This window comes from Kitasatospora viridis (assembly GCF_007829815.1).
Lineage (GTDB): Bacteria > Actinomycetota > Actinomycetes > Streptomycetales > Streptomycetaceae > Kitasatospora > Kitasatospora viridis.
The window spans coordinates 24,793-44,924 of record NZ_VIWT01000009.1 but is presented as its reverse complement, the minus strand read 5'-3'; the positions used below and the strand labels follow the sequence as shown (position 1 = coordinate 44,924).

At 73.8% G+C, this 20,132-nt stretch carries 17 protein-coding genes; 7 read left to right on the top strand and 10 right to left on the bottom strand.

Annotated elements, in window-relative coordinates; genetic code table 11:
• Nucleotides 1-106 precede the first annotated feature (106 nt).
• On the top strand, nucleotides 107-997 hold the full coding sequence (locus FHX73_RS43280; protein ID WP_145911628.1) for a class I SAM-dependent methyltransferase: 891 nt from the start codon (nucleotides 107-109) through the stop codon (nucleotides 995-997).
• A gap of 18 nt (nucleotides 998-1,015) precedes the next feature.
• On the opposite strand, the gene FHX73_RS43275 is transcribed toward FHX73_RS43280, so the two are convergent.
• The 4 genes from FHX73_RS43275 to FHX73_RS43260 all read right to left on the bottom strand — a co-directional run bounded on the left by FHX73_RS43275 (nucleotide 1,016) and on the right by FHX73_RS43260 (nucleotide 4,836).
• Complete coding sequence (locus FHX73_RS43275; RefSeq protein ID WP_145911627.1) at nucleotides 1,016-2,104, bottom strand: NAD(P)-dependent alcohol dehydrogenase; 1,089 nt, start codon at nucleotides 2,102-2,104, stop codon at nucleotides 1,016-1,018.
• A 9-nt stretch (nucleotides 2,105-2,113) separates the two neighbouring features.
• The gene (locus FHX73_RS43270; RefSeq protein WP_246214248.1) at nucleotides 2,114-3,502 is read right to left on the bottom strand and encodes an aldehyde dehydrogenase family protein; all 1,389 of its coding nucleotides are present in this window, start codon (nucleotides 3,500-3,502) and stop codon (nucleotides 2,114-2,116) included.
• Nucleotides 3,499-4,227 (bottom strand): (5-formylfuran-3-yl)methyl phosphate synthase, encoded by a 729-nt coding sequence (locus tag FHX73_RS43265; protein ID WP_145911626.1) that lies wholly within the window; start codon nucleotides 4,225-4,227, stop codon nucleotides 3,499-3,501. Before FHX73_RS43265 ends, FHX73_RS43270 begins: the two co-directional genes overlap by 4 nt.
• Nucleotides 4,228-4,413: 186 nt before the next feature.
• Nucleotides 4,414-4,836 carry a MarR family winged helix-turn-helix transcriptional regulator gene (locus FHX73_RS43260; RefSeq protein WP_145911625.1) on the bottom strand — a complete coding sequence of 141 codons (423 nt, stop codon included), beginning with the start codon at nucleotides 4,834-4,836 and terminating at the stop codon, nucleotides 4,414-4,416.
• 57 nt (nucleotides 4,837-4,893) lie between these two features.
• Between FHX73_RS43260 and FHX73_RS43255 the strand changes: the two genes are divergently transcribed.
• Nucleotides 4,894-5,403, top strand: coding sequence for a DUF6790 family protein (locus tag FHX73_RS43255; RefSeq protein WP_145911624.1), 510 nt, complete (start codon nucleotides 4,894-4,896; stop codon nucleotides 5,401-5,403).
• Nucleotides 5,404-5,418: 15 nt separating this feature from the next.
• On the opposite strand, the gene pyrF is transcribed toward FHX73_RS43255, so the two are convergent.
• The 3 genes from pyrF to FHX73_RS43240 are packed head-to-tail and all read right to left on the bottom strand — an operon-like array spanning nucleotide 5,419 to nucleotide 8,346.
• On the bottom strand, nucleotides 5,419-6,123 hold the full coding sequence (gene pyrF, locus FHX73_RS43250; RefSeq protein ID WP_145911623.1) for an orotidine-5'-phosphate decarboxylase: 705 nt from the start codon (nucleotides 6,121-6,123) through the stop codon (nucleotides 5,419-5,421).
• 34 nt (nucleotides 6,124-6,157) lie between these two features.
• Nucleotides 6,158-7,546 carry an MFS transporter gene (locus FHX73_RS43245; RefSeq protein ID WP_145911622.1) on the bottom strand — a complete coding sequence of 463 codons (1,389 nt, stop codon included), beginning with the start codon at nucleotides 7,544-7,546 and terminating at the stop codon, nucleotides 6,158-6,160.
• The gene (locus FHX73_RS43240; RefSeq protein WP_246214247.1) at nucleotides 7,543-8,346 is read right to left on the bottom strand and encodes a glycerophosphodiester phosphodiesterase family protein; all 804 of its coding nucleotides are present in this window, start codon (nucleotides 8,344-8,346) and stop codon (nucleotides 7,543-7,545) included. Before FHX73_RS43240 ends, FHX73_RS43245 begins: the two co-directional genes overlap by 4 nt.
• Before the next feature lie 321 nt (nucleotides 8,347-8,667).
• Here FHX73_RS43240 and FHX73_RS43235 point away from each other — a divergent pair, with 321 nt between their 5' ends.
• Nucleotides 8,668-9,087 carry a TOBE domain-containing protein gene (locus FHX73_RS43235; RefSeq protein WP_145911620.1) on the top strand — a complete coding sequence of 140 codons (420 nt, stop codon included), beginning with the start codon at nucleotides 8,668-8,670 and terminating at the stop codon, nucleotides 9,085-9,087.
• Between the two features lie 67 nt (nucleotides 9,088-9,154).
• Nucleotides 9,155-9,679 carry a hypothetical protein gene (locus FHX73_RS43230; protein WP_145911619.1) on the top strand — a complete coding sequence of 175 codons (525 nt, stop codon included), beginning with the start codon at nucleotides 9,155-9,157 and terminating at the stop codon, nucleotides 9,677-9,679.
• A gap of 123 nt (nucleotides 9,680-9,802) precedes the next feature.
• On the opposite strand, the gene infA is transcribed toward FHX73_RS43230, so the two are convergent.
• Nucleotides 9,803-10,027, bottom strand: coding sequence for a translation initiation factor IF-1 (gene infA, locus FHX73_RS43225; protein WP_145911618.1), 225 nt, complete (start codon nucleotides 10,025-10,027; stop codon nucleotides 9,803-9,805).
• 74 nt (nucleotides 10,028-10,101) lie between these two features.
• Nucleotides 10,102-10,875, bottom strand: coding sequence for a GNAT family N-acetyltransferase (locus FHX73_RS43220; RefSeq protein WP_145911617.1), 774 nt, complete (start codon nucleotides 10,873-10,875; stop codon nucleotides 10,102-10,104).
• Nucleotides 10,876-11,293: 418 nt separating this feature from the next.
• Here FHX73_RS43220 and FHX73_RS43215 point away from each other — a divergent pair, with 418 nt between their 5' ends.
• The 3 genes from FHX73_RS43215 to FHX73_RS43205 all read left to right on the top strand — a co-directional run bounded on the left by FHX73_RS43215 (nucleotide 11,294) and on the right by FHX73_RS43205 (nucleotide 17,838).
• Nucleotides 11,294-13,006: an LCP family protein gene (locus FHX73_RS43215; protein ID WP_342795373.1), complete on the top strand. Its 1,713-nt coding sequence runs from the start codon at nucleotides 11,294-11,296 to the stop codon at nucleotides 13,004-13,006.
• Nucleotides 13,007-13,223: 217 nt separating this feature from the next.
• Nucleotides 13,224-15,467: a protein kinase domain-containing protein gene (locus tag FHX73_RS43210; protein ID WP_145911615.1), complete on the top strand. Its 2,244-nt coding sequence runs from the start codon at nucleotides 13,224-13,226 to the stop codon at nucleotides 15,465-15,467.
• A gap of 1 nt (nucleotide 15,468) precedes the next feature.
• Nucleotides 15,469-17,838: a protein kinase domain-containing protein gene (locus FHX73_RS43205; RefSeq protein ID WP_145911614.1), complete on the top strand. Its 2,370-nt coding sequence runs from the start codon at nucleotides 15,469-15,471 to the stop codon at nucleotides 17,836-17,838.
• Here the strand turns inward: FHX73_RS43205 and FHX73_RS43200 are convergent, their stop codons facing one another.
• A complete protein-coding gene (locus FHX73_RS43200) occupies nucleotides 17,839-20,037 on the bottom strand; it encodes an MMPL family transporter (protein WP_211786520.1) in 2,199 nt (732 codons plus the stop codon).
• Between the last annotated feature and the right edge of the window lie 95 nt (nucleotides 20,038-20,132).

Genomic DNA, 20,132 nt, shown 5'->3' with positions numbered 1-20,132 from the left:
TGACGGTGATTCACTCCAACGAGTGAGTCCCATTGCCTTCGCCCCGCCCGCCCGGCGCCGCCCCCGATAGTAGGGGGACGACGAACTCCCCTGACCTGGAGGGCACATGGCCGGCACCGAGGGCGTGGACGGGGGCGTCGGAGCGACGGCCCTGCTGGTCGCGGCGGCGCGGGCGATCGAGACGCACCGGCCCGACAGCCTGGCCCGGGACGTGTACGCCGAGCACTTCGTGCGGGCCGCCCCGGCCTCGGCGGGCTGGCCGGTGCGGATCGGGCAGGTGCCGGACGGGGACGCGAACCCGCTGTGGGGCCGGTTCGCCCGCTACTTCGGGCTACGCACCCGGGTGCTGGACGACTTCCTGGTCCGGTCCGCGGGCGCCGGGATCCGTCAAGTGGTGCTGCTCGGCGCGGGGTTGGACACCCGGGCGTTCCGGCTGGACTGGCCGGCCGGCTGCACCGTCTTCGAGATCGACCGGGAGGCCGTGCTGGCGTTCAAGCACCGGGTGCTCGGCGGCCTCGCGGCGGCGCCCACCGCGCTGCGGGTGCCGGTCCCGGTGGACCTGCGCGAGGACTGGGTCGGCGCGCTGACCGCCGCCGGCTTCGAGCGCAGCGCGCCGACGGTCTGGCTCGCCGAGGGACTGCTGTTCTACCTGCCCAGCGCCGCGGAGACCGAACTCTTCGACACCGTCGACCGGTTGAGCGCCCCGGGCAGCTCGCTGGCCTACGAGGTGAAACTCGACCGGGACTTGCTGGAGTACCGCACCAGCCCGCTCTACACCGCCACCGCCGAGCAGATCGGCATCGACCTGCTCAGCCTGTTCATCGGCGAGCCGCGCCCCGACTCCGCCGGAGCCCTCGCGGGCCGGGGCTGGTGCACCTGCGTCCGCACCCCCTTCGACTACACCCGGGAGCACGGCCGCGGGCCGCTGCCCGAGTCCAACGACGCGCTCGCGGGCAACCGGTGGGTCTTCGCGAACAAGCCGACCGCGCTCGGCTGATCCCGTGCCCCCGGGGGGTCACGGGATCAGCACCGGCTTCACCACCAGGCCCGCCTCGCAGTCGCGTTCGGCCTCGTTGACGGCGGCGAGCGGGTAACGGCGAATCAGCTCGTCGAAGGGGAACCGCCCGGCCTGCCAGAGCGCGATCAGGCGCGGGACCAGCAGGGCGGGCACCGCGTCGCCCTCGCAGATGTGCAGGATCCGCCGGCCCCGGTCCAAGGTGCCCGGCTCCAGCGCGAGCGCGGTGTTCAGCCGTGCCACCAGGCCGAGTTCGCCGGTCGGCCGCAGTGCCCGCAACGCGTCGTTGATCAGCGGTGCGCTGGCGGTGGTGTCCAGCGCGTACTGTGCGCCGCCGTCGGTGAGGCGCCGGATCCGCCCGGGCAGGTCCGCCCCGTCGGCGGGCAGCGGCGTGGCGCCGAACCGCTCGGCCAGCGCGAGCCGGCGCGGGTGCCGGTCGACCGCCAGGGCCGTCACCCCGGCGGCGCCGGCCGCCATCACCGCGGCCAGGCCGACCGCGCCCGCGCCGAGCACCACCAGGCTGTCGCCGGGCCCGGCGCCGAAGGAGTTGAACACCGCGCCGGCGCCGGTGAGGAACCCGCAGCCGAGCGGCCCGAGCAGCTCGACCGGCAGCGCGGAGTCGACCCGCACGGCGTTGCGGGCCGGGACCAGCGCGTACTCGGCGAAGGCGGACTGGCCGAACCAGCGGGGCGCGAGCACTCCCCCGGCGGCGTCGGTGAACCGCTCGGCGTGCTCCGCGCGGCCGCCGAACAGGTTGAGCGCGGCGAACGAGTCGCAGTAAGCCGGCGCCGCGGCCGCGCAGTTGGGGCACCGCCCGCAGGAGTCGAAGCTCAGCACCACGTGGTCGCCGACGCCCAGGCCGGTGTCCGGCCCGCCGGTCTCCACCACCACCCCGGCGCCCTCGTGGCCGAGCACCGCCGGCAGCGGCGAGCGGCCCGCCGAGCGCCGCACCGCCAGGTCGGTGCGGCACATCCCGCACCCCGCGATCCGCACCAGCACCTCGCCGGCGGCCGGGCCGGAGCGCAGGGCCACCCGCTCGACGGCGAACGGGTCCTGGTACGAGCGCAGCACCGCTGCCCGGAACTCCACCCCCGCCACCTACTCCGGCCGGTGCAGCACGAAGGGCCGGAGGTTCCCGTAGAGCCCCCAGGGCCCGCCCGCGACGCCGAGGCCGCTCTGCTTGGCGCCGGCGAACGGCTGGGCGAGGGAGAGCTCGGCGTGCTGGTTGATCCACGCCGTGCCGCACTCCAGCCGCTCGGCCACCCGCTCGGCCCGGTCCAGGTCGGTCCCCCAGACCGAGCCGCCCAGCGCGTACTCGCCGGAGTTGGCGGCCTCGACCGCCTCGTCCAGCCGCCGGTAGGGCAGCACCGGCAGCACCGGCCCGAACTGTTCGCGCGTCACCACCGGGCTGTCCGGCGGCACGTCGGTCAGCACGGTCGGCGCGTAGAAGAAGCCCGGCCGGTCCAGCCGGTGGCCGCCCGCCGCGGCCCGGGCGCCGTCGGCCAACGCCCGAGCCGTGTAGTGCTCCACCTTGGCAAGCTGGGGGCGGTTGTTGACCGGCCCCAGCCGGGTGGCCGGGTCCAGGCCGGGACCGACCACGACGGCCTTGGCCCGCTCGGCCAGCGCCTCGACCACCCGGGCGTGCAGCCGCTCGGGCGCGTAGACCCGTTTGACGGCCATGCAGACCTGCCCGCAGTTGCGGAACGCCGCCCAGAACAGCCGGTCCGCGACGGCCTCCACGTCCACGTCGTCCAGCAGCACCGCCGCGTCGTTGCCGCCCAGCTCCAGGGTGACCCGGGCCAGCGAGGGCGCCGCGCCGGCGGCGACGGCGCGGCCGGTGGCGGTCGAGCCGGTGAAGGTGACGTGCCGGATCCCCGGGTGCGCCACCAGCCGGGCGCCCAGCGGCTCGCGGCCGGTGACGACGGTCAGCACGCCCTCCGGCAGGGCGGCGGCCAGCACGGATGCGAGCAGCCGGGTGGCCAGCGGGGTGAACGGGGAGGGCTTGAGCACCACGGTGTTGCCGGCGGCGAGCGCGGGCGCGAACTTCGCCGAGGCCAGCTGCAGCGGGAAGTTCCACGGCACGATCGCGGCGACCGGCCCGAGCGGGCGCCAGCGCACCTCGCTGCGCACCGGGCGGCCGTCGGTGATCGGCTCGGGGGGCGTGCTCAGCCCGGCGAAGTAGCGCAACCGGGCCGCCGTGCGGGCGACTTCGGCGTGCGACTCGGCCAGCGGCTTGCCCTGTTCCCGGGTGAGAAGCGGTGCGAGCTCGTCCCGGGCGGCCTCGACGGCGTCGGCCGCGGCGAGCAGCGCGGCGGTGCGCACCTCCGGGTCGGCGCGCCAGTCGTGCCAGGCCTGCCGGGCGCGGTCGACGACGGCGTCCAGCTCCTGGTCCGGGCGCTGGTCGGGGGCCTCGTCGAAGGGCTCGCCGGTGGCGGGGTCGAGCACGGCGAAGCGGCTCAGGGCCTCGTTGGCCCGGCCGGTCGTCAACGGCTCGCCCAGCGGTCCAGCTCCGCCCGGAAGGCTGCCACCAGGTGCGGCTGGATCCGGCCGGCGGTCCGGTCCCCGCCCTCGCAGACGGCGCCGCGCACGCCGACGATGTCGGTGCCCATCGAGGTCAGCTCGCCCAGGTCGGCCGCCTTGACGCTGCCCGCCAGGGCGGCCAGCAGGTCCACCTGGTGGGCCCGTTTGACGAAGTCCGCGCAGACCTCGGGCGGCAGGTGGTCGAAGAGCCGGGTGCCGTCCTTGATCGCGGTGTCGAGCATGGCCGCGTCGGCGCCCGAGCGGAACGCGATGTCGGGCAGGGCGAGCGGGTTGACGCTGCCGATCCGGTGCGCGTCCGCGTAGCCCGAGGCCACCACGAACGCGTCCGCCCGGTACTCCTTGACCGCCCGGACCACCCCGCGCATCACCTCGATCGCCTGCTCGGGCGTGCCGCACCCGTAGAGGCCGACCTTGATGTAGGTGGCGCCGGACACCGCCGCCCCGAGCGCCGCCTGGGCGACCGTGCCGGGCTTGTAGGGCACGTCCCCCACGGTGGCCGAGACCGGCGTGTCCGCCGGGACGGCGGCGCGTATCTCCCGGATCACCCAGGGGTAGTTGGCGCCGAGCGAGCCCTCGTCGGGCTTCTTCACGTCGACGATGTCGAGGTGCTCGGCGGCCTTCGCGCAGTCGAGGGCCTCCTCGACGCTGTCCGGGGAGATGAGCAGCAACACGCGGGCGCTCCTTCCACCGCCCCCGCACGGCTGCGCGCGGAGCGGGTCGGATCACGGGGGGACCGGCTCATCATCACCACGGCCACCCGTCCGCCGGTAGAGCGCGCGGGGTTCGTCCGGGGCTCCCGCGCCCGCCCGCGCGCCCCGCTGACGCGCCGTCACTTCCGGTCGGCAGGGCGGTCGGTCTCAGGGCCGCTCCAGGATGCGGGCCAGCTCCTCGGTGTCGCGCAGGTAGCGCTCGTAGGGGAAGCCGGCGTCGAGCAGGGCCTTGCGCAGCTCGTCGTAGAGCGGCTTCCCGCTGTCGTGGAAGGCCTTGCGGCCCGCCTCGGTGAGGCCGACCAGCCGCCGCCGGCCGTGCTCGGGGTCGGGGCGGACCTGCACCAGCCCGGCCGCCTCCAGCGGGCGCAGCGCCCGGCTGATCGCCGGGTCGGAGACCGACAGGGCCTGCGCGAGCTGGTGCTGGGTGACCGGCTGGATGTCCTCCAGCGTGCCCAGCAGGCGCATCTGACTGTAGGTCAGATCGCCGCCGGAGTCGGCGCCGCGTTGTCGCGCGGCCTCCCCGAGCAGGAACACCACACGATGCAGCAGATCAGCGAGCCCGTCGTCCATGATCCGATCCTAGCAGAGTGTTGCCTTGTTAATATTAACCGTGCAAGACTGGTCGGCATGAACAAGACCCCCTTCCTCGTCCAGTCCGCCCTCCCCCTGCTCTGGGTGCTGATCGCCGTCGTCGGCGCACTGCTGCGCACCCGGCACAGCCCCTCCCGCCAGGCCGCGCTGGAGACCTGGCAACGGTGGTGGGCCGTCGCCGCCGTCGGCTGCGGGAGCCTGTGGCTGACCATCGCCTTCCTCGCCGTCCCCGACGGCATGGCCACCGCGATCGGCTTCACCCGGACCCCGTTCGAGTTCGAGATCGCCTTCGCCAACCTCGGCCTCGCTGCCATGGGCTTCCGCGCCGCCTCCCGCTCCGCCACCGCCCGCGAACGCATCACCATCGGGCTCGGCATCGGCATGTTCCTGTGGGGCGCGGTGATCGGCCACCTCTACCAGTGGTTCGCGCACGGCGACCACGCCCCGGGCAACACCGGCGGGGTACTGGTCTGCGACGTGCTCTTCCCCGCCGTCATGATCGCCCTCGCCCGCCGTTCCCAGCGCCTGGCCCCGGCCCGTGCCTGAACCCCTGAAGGCGGCTCAGCCCTTCCCCGCCAGGTCCGCCCGCACCAGGCGCAGCGCGGCCAGCGGGTCGGGTGCGCGGGTGACCCCGCGGCCGACGATCACGTGCGAGGCGCCGTCGGCGAGAGCGGCGCGCGGAGTGCCCGAGCGGGCGTGGTCGGCGAGCGGGCCCGCGCCGGGCAGCCGGACCCCCGGGGTGACGATCAGCGGCCCGCTCCCCAGGGCCGCGCGCAGCACGGGCACCTCCTGCGGGGAGGCGACCACGCCGTGGCAGCCGGCCCGGTGCGCGAGCGCGGCCAGGCGCGGGACCTGCCGCTCGACCGTGGCGTCGACGCCGGTCTCGGCGAGGTCGGCGTCGGTCATGCTGGTGACCACGGTCAGCGCCGGCACCCGCAGCCCGGGGTAGTCGGCGGCCGCCTCGACGGCGGCGGCCACGATGCCCGCGCCGCCCATGCTGTGCACGGTCACCAACGAGACGCCGAGCTCACCGGCGGCCCGGACCGCGCCCGCCACGGAATTGGGGATCTCGAACAGCTTGAGGTCGAGGAACACCTTGTTCCCCCGGTCGACCAAGTGCCGGACGAATTCGGGCCCGGCGCTGGTCAGGAGTTCCAGGCCGACCTTGTAGAAGCGGCATTCGTCGCCGATCCGGTCGACGGCGGCCTCGGCGGCTGAGCGATTGTCGAAGTCGAGCGCGACGATGATCGGTTCGATGCGGTCCATCAGCCACATTCCCGGGAGATTCGCGCGGCCGCGGTCAGATGCGCTCGGGCACCGGGTTGCCGACCGCCTCGATGGCGCGGCGGACCGGCACCTTGAGCAGCAGCACGAAGCCGATGACGAAGAACACCAGCAGCGAGATGATCGCCGACCGGTAGCTGCCGGTGAGCTGGAAGGCGAGCCCGAAGACCAGCGGTCCCATCCAGCTGGTGCCGCGGTCGCTGATCTTGTAGACGCTGAAGTACTCCGCCTCCCGGCCCGGCGGGATCAGGTGGGAGAAGAGCGAGCGGGAGAGCGCCTGGCTGCCGCCGAGCACCAGGCCGATCATGCAGGCCAGCCCGAAGAACCAGACCGGCTGGTGGGCGGGCATCAGGTAGCCGAGCGCGAGGGTGGCCACCCAGGCGACCAGGGAGCCGAGCACGGTGCGCTTGGCGCCGTGGCGGCGGGCGATCCGCCCGAGCAGCAGCGCGCCGCCGATCGCCACGATCTGCACCAGCAGCACGGCGACGACCAGCGAGGTCTGGCCCATGCCGAGCTCCTCGCTGCCGTAGATCGAGGCCTGGGCGACGACGGTCTGGATGCCGTCGTTGTAGCAGAGGAAGGCGGCCAGGAAGAGCAGGGTCAGCGGGTAGCGGCGCATGCCGCGCAGGGTCCGGCCGAGCTCGCGCAGGCTGCCGGCGGCGGGCTCGCCGGCCCGGGCGGCCTGCTTGGCGGCGATCGGGGTGTTGCTCGCCCGGGACGGCAGCCGCAGCAGCGGCACCAGGGTGAACAGCGCCCACCAGACCCCGGCCGAGGCCAGGCAGATCCGCACCGCCGTGCCGTCGGACAGGCCGAGCGAGGCCCGGCTCTCGAACAGCGCCAGGTTGGCGATCAGCAGCAGCGCGCCGCCCGCGTAGCCGAACGCCCAGCCCTTGGAGGAGATCGCGTCGCGCTCGTCGGCCCGGGCCAGGCCGGGCAGGTAGGCGTAGGAGAGCGCCACCGACACGGCGTAGGAGATGTTGGCGAGCACCAGCAGCCCGCCGCCCAGCAGGTAGCGGTTCCCGCCGAGGAAGAACATGCCCAGGGTGGCCAGCGCGCCGACGAAGGCGGCGCCGCACATCAGCTCCTTGTGCCGCCCGGTACGGTCGGCGATCGTGCCGACCAGCAGCATGACGGCGACCGAGAGCAGCACCGAGAACGAGAGCGTGTACGAGTAGAACGAGCCGGCCCGGACCGGCAGGCCCAGCGGGTGCACGTCGCCGTGGGCGTCCGCGGCGGCCTTGGCGACCGTGGTCAGGTAGGGGCCGAGGAAGACGGTCAGCACGATCGCCGAGAAGGCGGCGTTGGCCCAGTCGTTGACGTACCAGCCGAACCGCATCCGCTCCAGGGTGCGGGCGTCGGCGTCGGCTTCGGTCGGCTGCCCGGCGCGTTCGGGTGCGGTGGTCATGGGGTGTCACTTCCGCTGGTCGTTCCACGGCTGCCGGCAGTCCAGCAGCCGCGTTCGGCGAGGACGTCGCGCAGGACGTCGATGCGATCCGCCATGATGCCATCCACACCGAGGTCGAGGAGGGCGCGGATCCGGACGGGGTCGTCCACGGTCCAGACGTGGACCTGGAGGCCGAGCCGGTGCGCGGCCCGGACGAAGGGGCGGTCGACCACCGGGAGGCCGCGGTGGCGTTCGGGCACCTGGGCGCAGATCCCCGGCCAGGGTGCGCGCCGCCCGGCCAGCAGCGGCCCGGCCAGCGAGCGCAGCCGCAGGCGCAGCACCTCGCGCGGCGCGAGCGAGGTGGCCAGCCGCGGTCCGCCGGCGGCCCGGACGGCGGCCAGCCGGCTGTCGGAGAAGCCGCCGACGCAGACCCGGTCCCAGGCGTCGGCCCGGCGGATCGCCTCGACCAGCGGTCCGACGGCGGGCGCGGCCTTGACGTCCACGTTGAAGCGGGCCTCGGGGAAGGCCGCCAGCAGCTCCTCGAACCGCGGCACGGGTTCGGTGCCGCCTATCCGGGCCTGCCGAACGGTGCTCCAGGGCAGTTCGGCCACCAGGCCGGTGCGGTCGGTGACCCGGTCGAGCCGCTCGTCGTGGAAGGCGATCAGCACGCCGTCGGCGGTGGCGTGCACGTCCGTCTCCAGGTACCGGTACCCGAGTGCGACGGCCTGCTCGAAGGCGGCCAGCGAGTTCTCCGGCGCGCCGAGCGCCCCGCCGCGGTGGGCGAAGGCCAGCGGGCCTGGTTGGTCGAGATAGGGGTGCATCGCGTTCTCCGGGACCGGGTTCCGGGTACGCGGGAACCACATGATCATCACAGCTCGTGTGCAGGTCATGATGCCAGACGGAAGCTACTGAGCGGTACGGGTCGGCGTCGGGTTCTGCCGCCGACCCGTACCGCCGAGGCCTTCGGGACGGGCCGCGCCTCGCAATCGCCAGCCGGTCGCGCGAATTCACTGGATTATGCGAACGAACACGCCGCGAGGCATTGTGATTTCTTCGGACTGACATTTTCGAGGCCATTTCCGATACCGTTGTGGTGAAACCCCGAAGGCATATCACTCCTCTTTCTCGCGAGGTCGGAAGCCATGACCCTGAGCATTCGCAACCAGCTGCCCGGCACCGTCGTCTCCGTCACCACCGGGGAGGCGATGGCCACCGTCAAGGCCCGGCTGGCGGGCGGCCAGGAGATCACGGCCGCCATCACGGTGGACGCCGTGAAGGACCTCGGGCTGGCCGAGGGCACGGCCGTGCGCGCCGTGGTGAAGTCGACCGAGGTGGCCCTCGCCACCGGGCCGGTGGCCGGGCTGAGCATTCGCAACCAGTTGCCCGGGACGGTCACCGAGGTCGTCGCCGGGAACGCGATGGCCACCGTGAAGGTGTCCGTGCCGGGCGGCGAGCTCACCGCCGCCGTCACCAAGGACGCGGTCAGCGAGCTCGGCCTCGCCGACGGCTCCGCGGTGGTCGCGCTGATCAAGTCGACCGAGGTCGCGCTCGCGACGGTCTGAGCCCGCCCGAGTCCGCCCGCGGCAGGGCGGGGCGGGGCCCGCGCGGTCCATGCCCTAGCCTGCCGCGGTGCCCCTCTTCACCAAGCGACGCCGCATACGCCTGTCGAACCACCGCACCGCGCAGACCCCGGTCGGCCCGATCCGCATCAGCGCCAGCGACTGGCCCGGCGTCATCGTCGCCGTGCAGGTCCCGCAGATGCCGATCGTGACGGTGCTGCCCGACCGGGAGCTCGGCGCGATGAGCATCGAGAAGCAGCCGATCCCCTGCCCGGCGCCGCGCCGGCGCCTGGACCCGCGCCGCGCGGCGCGCACCCGCACCGCGCTGTTCGCCGGCCGGGCCTACGAGCTGCGGCACACCGGGCTGTGCACGGCGCAGCTGCGCCGCGACGGCGCGGTCATCGCCGAGGCGCGCGGGAGCCTGGCCGACTACGGCCCGTTCCGGACCAACCCGGGCCTGGACGCGACGCTGAGCTGGTCGCCCTGGGTGGATCCGACGGACGTGGCGATCGGCCAGTCGATGGTGGTCGCCTACGGCGCCGGGGCGCCGGGCGGGTTCGCGTCGCTGATCGGCTTCTGGCTGGACTCCCGCTGACCGAACTCGCACTGACCGACGGACCGTCAGGCACAGCCTGCCGGACAAAAAGCCGACCGCCCGGCGGGAAACCCGCCGGGCGGTCGGCTCAACGCACCCTGTCGATCGGCGCGGCGCGCCGGGTCAGTTGCGGTACCGGTAGAGGATCCGGCCCCGGGTGAGGTCGTAGGGGCTCAGCTCCACGAGCACCCGGTCCTCCGGGAGGATCTTGATGTAGTTCTTCCGGATCTTCCCGCTGATGTGCGCCAGCACCTTGTGGCCGTTCTGGAGCTCCACGGTGAAGTTGGCGTTGCGCAGGCATTCGGTGACGGTGCCCTCGACTTCGAGGCCACCTGCTTTCCTTGCCAAGTTATCTCGTTTCCAAGGTAGATGTGATGGTGGGTCAGTGGGGTCCACCGGTGCACGTCCCGGTGGACACAGCGTCAGCGGCGGTGGACGAATTCCAGGTTCCCGCCGCTGCGCCGGGCGCCGGCGCCCTCGATGAGCGCGATGGCCGCCGCGTTGGTCTCGTCCACCTCGGCCCAGGCGTGCTCGGTGCCCGCCCGGTGCAGCTCGCCGAGCGCGTGGGCGAGCAGGGTCCGGCCGATGCCGCGCCGCTGCTGATCGGCGCGGACGGCGAGCAGCCCGATCCGGGGCTGGCGCCGGAACGGCGCCAGCCGGATCAGGCCGACGTACTCGCCGTCCAGCTCGGCGACGGCGTACTTGGTCGGGTCCACCACGGTGGTCCCGGCCGGGCGGGGCAGGATCTCGGCCGGCATCCGGTCCCAGCCGAGGCCCGCGGCGATCTCGGCGCGGAGCCTGCGGTCGAGGTCGGTCAGCAGGTCGGCCCGGGCCCCGCCGACCGGCACGACGGTGACTCCGGCCGGCGCCGGCCGCTGCGCGAAGGGCTGCGGCGCGGTGGGCACCAGGTAGCCGTGCTCGCGGCGGCGGGCCCGGAAGCCGGCCCCGGTCCAGTCGGCGGCCAGCGCCTGGTCGGTCTCGTCGGCGACCGTGTAGAGGGTCTCCGGGAGGTCGGCGAGCACCGCGGCGGCCAGCGGCTCGAAGGCCTCGGCCTGCCAAGTGTCGATGCTCACGAAGAGCCGGCCGTCGGGCCGTCGGCAGGCGTCGGCCCGGCCGATGACCTCGCCGTTCGCGAGGGCCTGCCATTCCAGGTCCTCGACGCGGGTGATCTCAGGGGTGGAGGAAGAAGCGTTCATGATGGTGCCGCCTTTCGGGAGTGCCACGTGTTCCAGGGCGCTCCCGGCGACACCTACTTCTGGTCGCCCGCCGTGACGGATCGGGGGAACACCCACTGGGGTACTGCGTTCACGGGTGTCACCTCCTCGTTCCTTGCACGGTGCGGAGAACGTTACCAACCCCAGACACCGCGGCCAACCAGTTTGCCGGGCCGGACCGGACGAACCGGGGCGGATCCGGACCGAAGTGGCCACGGATGAACGTGAGCTGAAAGCAGATCTAAGAGGATCGAACCGAAGCTCATAGGAACGACAGTTATGCTGCGGCGCAAGCATGGGGAACCGGGATGCGAACGATCCGCGTCCCAGTGCCCGGAAGCAGCGATCCCCGACACGATCGGGCAGTGCCCGAGGAGATCGGGCAGCGACGGAGGCGCACGTGAGCGACACCCAGGCGGACACCACCGGCCCGCGCCGCCGTGCCCGCTCGGCGCAGCAGGCCGGGCCGGCCGCCGGGGGCCGGGCGGCGGCACGCAAGAGCAAGAAGAAGCCGAAGCGCAAGGGCCTGCGGATCCTGGCGTACACCACGGCGGGCCTGGTGCTGGTGGCCGCCGCCGGCGGCGGCTACATCTTCGAGATGCTCGACGGCAACATCAAGCACTCGCCGCTGTTCGCCGGCACCTCCGGCGACGCCGGCAAGGAGAAGCCGGACGCCTTCGGCCGCACCCCGATCAACGTGCTGGTCCTCGGCTCGGACACCCGCGACGACCCGACCGACTGCCAGATCGGCGGCGACTGCGGCCCGGGCGCCAACGCCGACGTGGAGATGGTGCTGCACGTCTCGGCCGACCGCAGCAACGCGACGGTGATGAGCATCCCGCGCGACACGGTGACCAACCTGCCGGGCTGCACCGACACCCAGACCCACACCACCATGAAGCCGCACCGCGACCTGATCAACAGCACCCTGGACTACGGCCCGGGCTGCACCGTCGCCGCCGTGCACCAGCTGACCGGCATACCCATCGACCACTTCATGATGGTCGACTTCAAGGGCGTGGTGAACATGTCGGACGCGATCGGCGGCGTGCCGGTCTGCGTCGACAACAACGTCTACGACCCCTACTCGCACCTGAAGCTGAAGAAGGGCGACCACACCCTGCAGGGCATGGCGGCGCTGCAGTTCGTCCGCACGCGGCACGGCTTCGGCGACGGCTCCGACCTCGGCCGCACGGTGGCCCAGCACATGTTCCTCAGCTCGATGGTCCGCCAGCTCAAGAGCGCCGGGACGCTGGCCAACCCGGCCGCGCTGCTCTCGCTGGCCAACGCCGCGACCAAGGCGCTCACCGTGGACGACGGCCTGAGCGGCATCACCAACCTGGTCAACCTGGGCGACGACCTGAACAAGGTGCCGACCAACCGCATCACCATGACCACGATGCAGAACGCGGCCGACCCCACCGACCCGAACCGGGTGATCGTCGCCCCTGCGGCGAAGAACCTCTTCAGCGCGATCATCAACGACGTGTCGCTGACCCAGGGCGACGGCTCCAAGTCCTCGGCCGCGGCCTCGGCCACCGCGACGGACAACCCCGCCGCCAGCCCCGCCGCCCCCGCCCCCAGTTCGGCCCCGGCGGCCACCGGCGGCGCGCCGAAGTCCGAGATCGCGGTGCACGTGAAGAACGGCAGCGGCATCGGCGGCCGGGCCGGCGACGTGGCCGACGCCCTCAAGGCGGCCGGCTACAGCTCCGGCACCGCCGCCACCAACGCGGTGGGCACCGACGACACCAGCTCGGTCACCTACACCGCCGGCCGCGAGGCCGACGCCCAGGAGGTCGCCGCCTCGGTCGGCCTGCCCGCCTCCGCCGTCAAGCCCGGCGAGGGCCCCGGCATCACCCTGGTGATCGGCAAGGACTGGCCCAGCGGCACCACCTTCGGCGGGTCCGGCGGCGGGTCCTCGTCCGCCGGCTCGAACGCCCCCGCCCCGGTCAACACCCAGGCGGCGCTGTCGAACTCGGACGCCCAGACCGCCGACGACTCCACCAAGTGCGCCCAGGTCTCCACCCAGGCCACCGTCAGCATCAACGGCGTCGGGATGAACCCCACCCAGGCCTACTCGCGCAGCCCCAACGTGCCGGACTCCGCGAACTGACGAACCGTCCGCTCCACCCGCCCCACCCGCTGCCCCCGACGGCCTCCCGCCGCCGGGGGCAGCCGCGTTCGGCGGAGTTCTGACTGACTGCGCTCCAGTACAAGCCGACTGACGTGCGATCAGCTCGCCGACGGGCTTGTGAAGGTCACGTGAGCGCCGTCGCTGCGGACGGGCCGCGCCACTACCCTGTGAGCCGCTGCGCAGGAGGGGGAGCGACGTGGAGCTGCTCGGCGACGGCGATCCGCGACGGATCGGGCCGTACGTGCTGATGGGTCGTCTGGGGACCGGCGGAATGGGCTCGGTGTACCTCGGGCGGTCCGCGGGCGGCCGGACGGTCGCGGTCAAGGTGGTGCGCGCGGGGCTGTCCGAGGATCCCGGGTTCCGCGACCGCTTCCGCCGCGAGGTGCTGGCCGCCAGGCGGGTCTCGGGGGCGTTCACCGCACCCGTGGTGGACGCGGACCCGGAGGCCGTCACGCCGTGGATGGCGACGGCGTTCGTGGTCGGGGTGTCGCTGCACCAGGCGGTGCTGCGGCACGGCCCGCTGCCGGAGGGCACGGTGCGCACGCTCGCCGCCGGGCTGGCCGAGGCGCTGGTCGAGGTGCACGCCGCCGAGCTGGTCCACCGTGACCTGAAGCCCGCCAACGTGCTGCTCGCGCTGGACGGCCCGCACGTGATCGACTTCGGCATCTCGCAGGCGGCCGACGGCACCGCGCTGACCACCGGCGGGGCGGTGATCGGCTCGGCCGCGTACATGTCCCCCGAGCAGGCGCTCGGCCGGCGCCTCGGGCCCGCCGGCGACGTCTTCTCGCTCGGCACCACCCTCGCCTTCGCCGCCCTGGGCGGCCACCTGTTCGGTGACGGGGCGTCGGCCGCGGTGCTGTTCCGCGTCGTCAACACCGAGCCGGACCTGTCCGGGCTGCCGGCGGGCCTGCGCGAGCTGGTGGCGGCCTGCCTGGCCAAGGACCCGGGCGGGCGGCCGACGCCCCGTCAGGTGATCGAGTACGTCACCCGGGACGGCTGGGCCGGCCCGACGGCGAACTGGCTGCCCCCGGCGGTGGCCGGCGACGTGGTGGCGCTGCGCTCGGTGCTGACCGCGCTGCCCGAGCCGCCGCCCGACGGCGGGCCCGCACCGGCGGACGCCGTGCCGCCGCGCGCGCCGAGCCGGCGCACCCTGCTGCTCGGCCTGGGCGGCGGGCTGCTGGCGGCGGCGGGCGCCGGCACCGCGGCCGCGCTGGCCTCCGCCGGCGGTGGCGGCAAGAACAACGGTCTGCACGGGAAGATCACGGTCACCCGCCCGGACTGGTCGAACGTCCGCGAGGGGGTGCTCTCCTGGAAGGTCAACCCGTCGCAGGACCCGAACGACGGACCGCGCCAGGTGCTGCCGTCCGGCGGGCTGGTGCTGACCGTCTCGCTCCAGCACGTGCAGGCGCTGGACTCCCAGGGCCACGCCAAGTGGACGGTGAACGCCGCCGACCACGGCGTGATGCTGGCGGTGGGCGAGCTGCCCGTGCAACTCGCCGCCGTGGACGGGGACGTGCTGTACGTGGGCGCCACCGCGGAACCGGCGCCGGGCGCCACCGCGGCCTCCGGCAAGCAGTACGGCTCGCCCGCCCTGCTCGCCATCGGCGTCGCCGACGGCGCCGTGCGCTGGACGGCCACCCTGGACCAGCCGAACACCATGAGCTCGACCCGCCTGCTCGGCTTCCTGGACAACCGCGCGTACCTGCTCGGCTCCGGCGACGGCACCGACGGGGGCAGCTCCGGCATGGCCACCAGCTTCCACGTCTGGGCGGTGGACCTGACCTCCCATCAGACCGCCTGGTTCCACGGCTCTTCCGACGTCCTGATCTCCGGTGCGCTCCCGCAGGGCGGTGACCACGCGGTCGTCGCGAGCACGAAGCAGTTCACGGCGCTCGACGGGAACGGCAACGTCGTCTGGACGAAGTCGCAGCCCGCGGCCTACGTCGCCGGTGCCGGCAAGTACGTCCTGCTCTACGCCCAGAGCGGCGCGCTGACCGCCTGCGACCCGGCGACCGGGAACCCGGTCTGGTCGGCGCCCACCGGACTGCTGGCCTCCGGCTCCGGCGACGCGATCGCGCTGAGCCCCGACGGCGCCACCTGCTACGGCCGCTGGCTGGACACCGACGGCGGGTCCTCGCTGGTGGCGCTCGACCCCGCGACCGGGCACCAGCGGTGGCGCGCGCCGCTGCCGGTGAAGGCCCCGAACACCGGGAACACCGGCGGCAGCCGCCTGCTCCAGGCCGACGGCAACCTCTACCTGATGGACGACGAGGCCGTGGTGTGGGCCTTCGACCCCGCGACCGGCAAGCCCCGCTGGCGGTTCTCCGGCTTCAAGGGCACCGACCCGGGCACGCTCGGCTGGGCGGCCGGCGACGGCCGGGTCTGCATCGTCGATCCCAACGGCACGGCGGTCGCCGTGCTGCCCTCGAACGGAGTGTGACGTGAAGCCGCTGGTACCCGGGGATCCGCTGCGGATCGGCCCGTACACCCTGCTGGGCCGGCTGGGCGAGGGCGGCATGGGGACGGTGTTCCTGGGCCGGTCGGCCGGCGGGCGGACCGTCGCCGTGAAGCTGGTCCGGCCCGAACTCGCCGGTGACACCGGCTTCCGGGCCCGGTTCCGCGCCGAGGTCGCGGCGGCGCGGGCGGCCTCCTCGGTGTTCACCGCCCCGGTGGTGGACGCCGACGCCGACGGGCCGGTGCCCTGGCTGGCGACCGCGTTCGTGCCCGGCGTCCCGCTCCAGCAGGCGGTGGACCGGACCGGACCGCTGCCCGAGGCGACGCTGCGCGCGCTGACGGCGGGGATCGCCGAGGAGCTGCGGAACATCCACGCGGCCCGGCTGACCCACCGTGACCTGAAGCCCAGCAACGTGCTGCTGGCGCTGGACGGCCCGCACGTCATCGACTTCGGGATCGCCCGCGCCGCCGACGGCACCGCGCTCACCACGGCGGGCGCGGTGCTCGGCACGCCCGCCTTCATGTCTCCCGAACAGGCGCTGGGCGAGCAGGTCGGGCCGGCGGCCGACGTGTTCGCGCTCGGTGCGACCATCGTCTGCGCCGCGACCGGCAGCAGCCCGTTCGCCGGGGGCAGCGCCATGGAGATCCTGCGCCGGGTGGTCGAGGAGGAGCCCGAACTGGGCGGCCTGCCCGCCGGGTTGCGGCTGCTGGTGGCGGCCTGCCTGGCCAAGCGGGCGCAGGACCGGCCGGCGCCGGCCGAGATCGTCGCGGCGGTGGAGCGCTCGGGCGGCTCGACCGCGTACGGCAACTGGCTGCCGCCGCAGCTGATCGCGGCCGTCGAGGAGGCCGCCGCGGTGCTGGCCCCGGTGCCGCTGGCCGCGCCCGACCTGCGGCTCGCGTCGAGCGGGCGCACCGAGCCGCTGCCGGCGGCCGGTCAGCCGGGTCAGCCAGGTTGGCCGGGCGGGCCGGGGCCGCTGACCGGCCCGACGGTCGACCTGGGCCGGGTGGGCGGGCGGCCGGGCCCCGGGCTGAGCCGGCGCCGGCTGCTGCTGGGCGCCGGCGGCGGGCTGGTGCTGGCCGGCGCCGTCGGCGCGGCGGCCGCGCTGACGCTGCGTCAGGGGCCGTCGAAGGCGGCCTCCCCCTCGGCCGGCGGCTCGCCGCGGCCGGCCGCGACCGATCCGAGCCGCTCGCTGGACGTCAAGGCGACGGCGACGGCGCTGTGGACGGCGCCGAGCGACCCGCTGCTCCAGGTGCTGATCGCCAAGGACAAGGTGATCGCGGTCGGCGACCAGGGCATCCGGGCGTTCGACCGGTCGGGCAAGCCGGTCTGGGGGCCGGTGGCCAACTCCACCTTCGGCGCGAAGGCGGGCATGGGCGGGCTGCCGGCCCTGGTGGTCGGCGACCTGCTGTTCGCGGCGGGCGGCACTGGCGCGCTGCAGACGGACCACGCGGTGAACGCCCTCTCGGTCGACACCGGCCAGACCGCCTGGAGCATCGGATCGTCCGGTCTGTCGATGCAGTCGATCTGGCTCCCGGGCGCGCTCAACGGGATCGTCTACGCCACGGGCAGCGGCTTCGGCACCATGAACGCGGCGGGCGGGCCCGCGTTCAGCGTCGGCGACTTCCTCTGGGCGGTGGACCCGTCGACCCGTCAGATCCTCTGGCAGACCACGCTCGGCCAGACGCAGGGTCAGCAGCGCGTCCTGGTGCCCGCCACCGGTTCGCACCTGCTGCTGGTCAGCGCGAACACGGACCGCACCGACCCGAAGCTGATCGGCGTCGACGTCGGCGCGGGCGGCAGGAGCAGCTGGCAGCAGAACGCCCCGGGGGCCGGCACCAGCGTCGGCATGGACGACTTCTCCGTCGCCTCGAACGATCCCGCCCACTGCTGGGCGAACGGCCTCTTCCTCTACGCCTCCGACCACCTGTACGCGGTGGACCCGGCGAACGGGAACCTGGTCTGGCACACCCAGCAGCAGAGCATGTTCAGCTCCGTGGTCGCCTCCGCGGACGGGACCTGGGCCTACGCCGCGGGGATGGACGGCAAGGGGAACATCCAGGTCCACGCCGTCGACACCGCCGACGGCACGCTCCGCTGGGCGGGTTCGGTGCCGGCCTCGGTGCAGTCCCCGGTCGCCTCCCTGCAGTGCGCCGACGGCAACCTCTACCTGTGGGTGACCGGCAAGCTGTGGGCGCTCGACCCGGCCACCGGGAACGGCCGCTGGACCTACGAGTTCGGCAGCGGCGACCAGTACGCGGTCGCCATCCCGCTCGCCGCCGGCGGCGGCCGGGTCTACGGGATGGGCGACACCGGCCTGGTGGCGCTCGACGCGACCGGGAAACCCAGCGGGTCCTAGTCAGTCGGCCTGGGCGGCGCCCTCGGCGTCGATGTGCGGCAGCAGCCGGTCCAGCCAGCGGGGCGTCCACCAGGCGCGGTGGTCGAAGAGCACCATCACGGCCGGCACCAGCAGCAGCCGCACCACGGTCGCGTCGATCAGCACGCTGACGGCGAGGCCGAGGCCGAGCATCTTCACCACGATGTCGTGGCTGAGGATGAACGCCGAGAACACGCTGACCATGATGAGCGCGGCGCAGGTGATCACCCGGGCGGTGATCCGCAGGCCGTGGGCGACGCTCTCGTGGCCCTGACCGGTCGTCAGCCAGAACTCGTGCACCCGGGAGAGCAGGAAGACCTCGTAGTCCATGCTCAGTCCGAAGACGATGGCGAACATGATCATCGGGGCGTAGCTCTCGATCGGCACGGTGCCGGCCACGCCCAGTCCGGGTCCGCCCCAGCCCCACTGGAAGACGGCGACCAGCACGCCGTAGGAGGCGGAGATGGAGAGCAGGTTGAGCACCGCCGCCTTGACCGCCACCAGCAGGCCGCGGAAGACGGCGAGGATGATCAGGAAGGCCAGGCCGACCACCACCGCGATGATCACCGGGAGCCGACGGGCCATCAGTTCCACGAAGTCCAGCTGGGCGGCGGTGCTGCCGGTGACGTAGGTGGTCGCGCCGGTGCCGGCCACCGCCTGCGGCAGCACGTCCTTGCGCAGGTGGTCGAAGAGCTGCTGGGTCTGCTTGTCCTGCGGGCGGGCGGTGGAGACGGCGGTCGAGGTGAGCAGCACGCCGTTGCTGCCGGTGGCCTGCGGCGGGCTGATGCTGGCGGCGCCGGGCACGCCGGTCAGGGCCTTCTGCAGGTTGGTGGCGAGCGCGGCCCGGTTGTCCTGCGGCACGTTGGCCTGGTCGACGACGACGGTCAGCGGGCCGTTGGCGCCCGGGCCGAAGCCGGTGGTGATCAGGTCGTAGGCGCGGCGGTCGGTGAAGCTGGTCGGGTCGGCTCCGTCGTCGATGTGGCCGAGCCGCAGCGAGAAGAGCGGGATGGCGAGCACCCCGATCACGATCACGCCGGCGGCCAGGAACCACCAGGGGCGCCGGGCCACCGACTGGGCGTAGCGGTAGAGGGCGCCGCTCTCGCCGGCGGTCTCCTCCGCGATCGGCTTGCGCACGTGCAGCCGGTCGATCCGGCGCCCGACCAGGCCGAGCAGGGCCGGCACCAGGGTCAGGGCGCCGACCACGGCGGTCGCCACGGTGACGGCGGCGGCCGCGCCGAGTTTGCCGATGAACAGCACCCGGGACACGTACAGGCCGGCCAGCGCGACGATCACGGTGCAGCCGGAGACCAGCACGGCGCGGCCGCTGGTGGTGTTGGCCCGGCCGGCGGCGCGGACCGGGTCCACGCCGTCCATCAGCTGCTGGCGGTGACGGGTGGTCAGGAAGAGCGCGTAGTCGATGCCGACGCCTAGCCCGATCATGGTCGCCAGGGTCGGTGAGACGGTGCCGAAGGTGAAGGCCCGGGCCAGCAGGGCCAGGCAGCTGAGTCCGACGATCACGCTGATCAGCGCCGTCACCAGGGGCAGCCCGGCGGCGAGCACGCTGCCGAAGCCGATCAGCAGCACCACGATCGCCACCGCGAAGCCGATCGCCTCGCTCTTCAGGTCGGTGGCCTTGGGCCGGGCCAGTTCGCCGAGCGCGCCGCCGTACTCGACCTGCACGCCGGCCGCGCGCACCGGGGCGACGGCGGTGTCCACCTCGCCGATGTAGGACTGGTCGAAGGAGGTGGGGTTCTGGTTGAACCGGACGGTGATGTAGCCGATCTTCCCGTCGGCCGAGAGCGCGGGGGCCGGCTGGCCGGCCGAGGCGGGCAGCGGGCTCTGCGCCGAGACGACGTGGTCCAGCTTGCCGAGCGCGGCGACGGCCTGGTTGATCTGGCCCTGCACTGCGCTGAGCGGCCCGTTCGGGTCGGACATCACCACCTGGCCGGCGAAGCCGCCGAGCGCGGGGGCGTTCACGCCGAGCAGGTCCTGACCGGTCTTCGACTGGGTGCCGGGCAGCTCGAAGTCGTCCGAGTAGGTGCCGCCGACGGTGTTCTGCAGCCCGTGCAGCACCCCGAGCGCGGCCAGCCACGCCAGGATCACCACCACGAAGCGCCGCGCGCACCACTCCCCCAGTCCGCGCAGCCCGCGTACCCGCTTCTTCGTCGGCTCGTCTCCCATGCGGACAAGCGTGGGAGATGGCCGACCGGATCGACCGCAGACACGTAGGCCGCTCACTCGATGGAACCAGTGGGCCCACGGGGCGGGCGCGCCGC

Bases quoted from the DNA above. Each gene is read 5' to 3' on its own strand.
- FHX73_RS43280 (WP_145911628.1), top strand. From the start codon at position 107: ATGGCCGGCACCGAGGGCGTGGACGGGGGCGTCGGAGCGACGGCCCTG.
- FHX73_RS43260 (WP_145911625.1), bottom strand. From the start codon at position 4,836: ATGGACGACGGGCTCGCTGATCTGCTGCATCGTGTGGTGTTCCTGCTC.
- FHX73_RS43255 (WP_145911624.1), top strand. From the start codon at position 4,894: ATGAACAAGACCCCCTTCCTCGTCCAGTCCGCCCTCCCCCTGCTCTGG.
- pyrF (WP_145911623.1), bottom strand. From the start codon at position 6,123: ATGGACCGCATCGAACCGATCATCGTCGCGCTCGACTTCGACAATCGC.
- FHX73_RS43245 (WP_145911622.1), bottom strand. From the start codon at position 7,546: ATGACCACCGCACCCGAACGCGCCGGGCAGCCGACCGAAGCCGACGCC.
- FHX73_RS43240 (WP_246214247.1), bottom strand. From the start codon at position 8,346: ATGCACCCCTATCTCGACCAACCAGGCCCGCTGGCCTTCGCCCACCGC.
- FHX73_RS43235 (WP_145911620.1), top strand. From the start codon at position 8,668: ATGACCCTGAGCATTCGCAACCAGCTGCCCGGCACCGTCGTCTCCGTC.
- FHX73_RS43220 (WP_145911617.1), bottom strand. From the start codon at position 10,875: ATGAACGCTTCTTCCTCCACCCCTGAGATCACCCGCGTCGAGGACCTG.
- FHX73_RS43200 (WP_211786520.1), bottom strand. From the start codon at position 20,037: ATGGGAGACGAGCCGACGAAGAAGCGGGTACGCGGGCTGCGCGGACTG.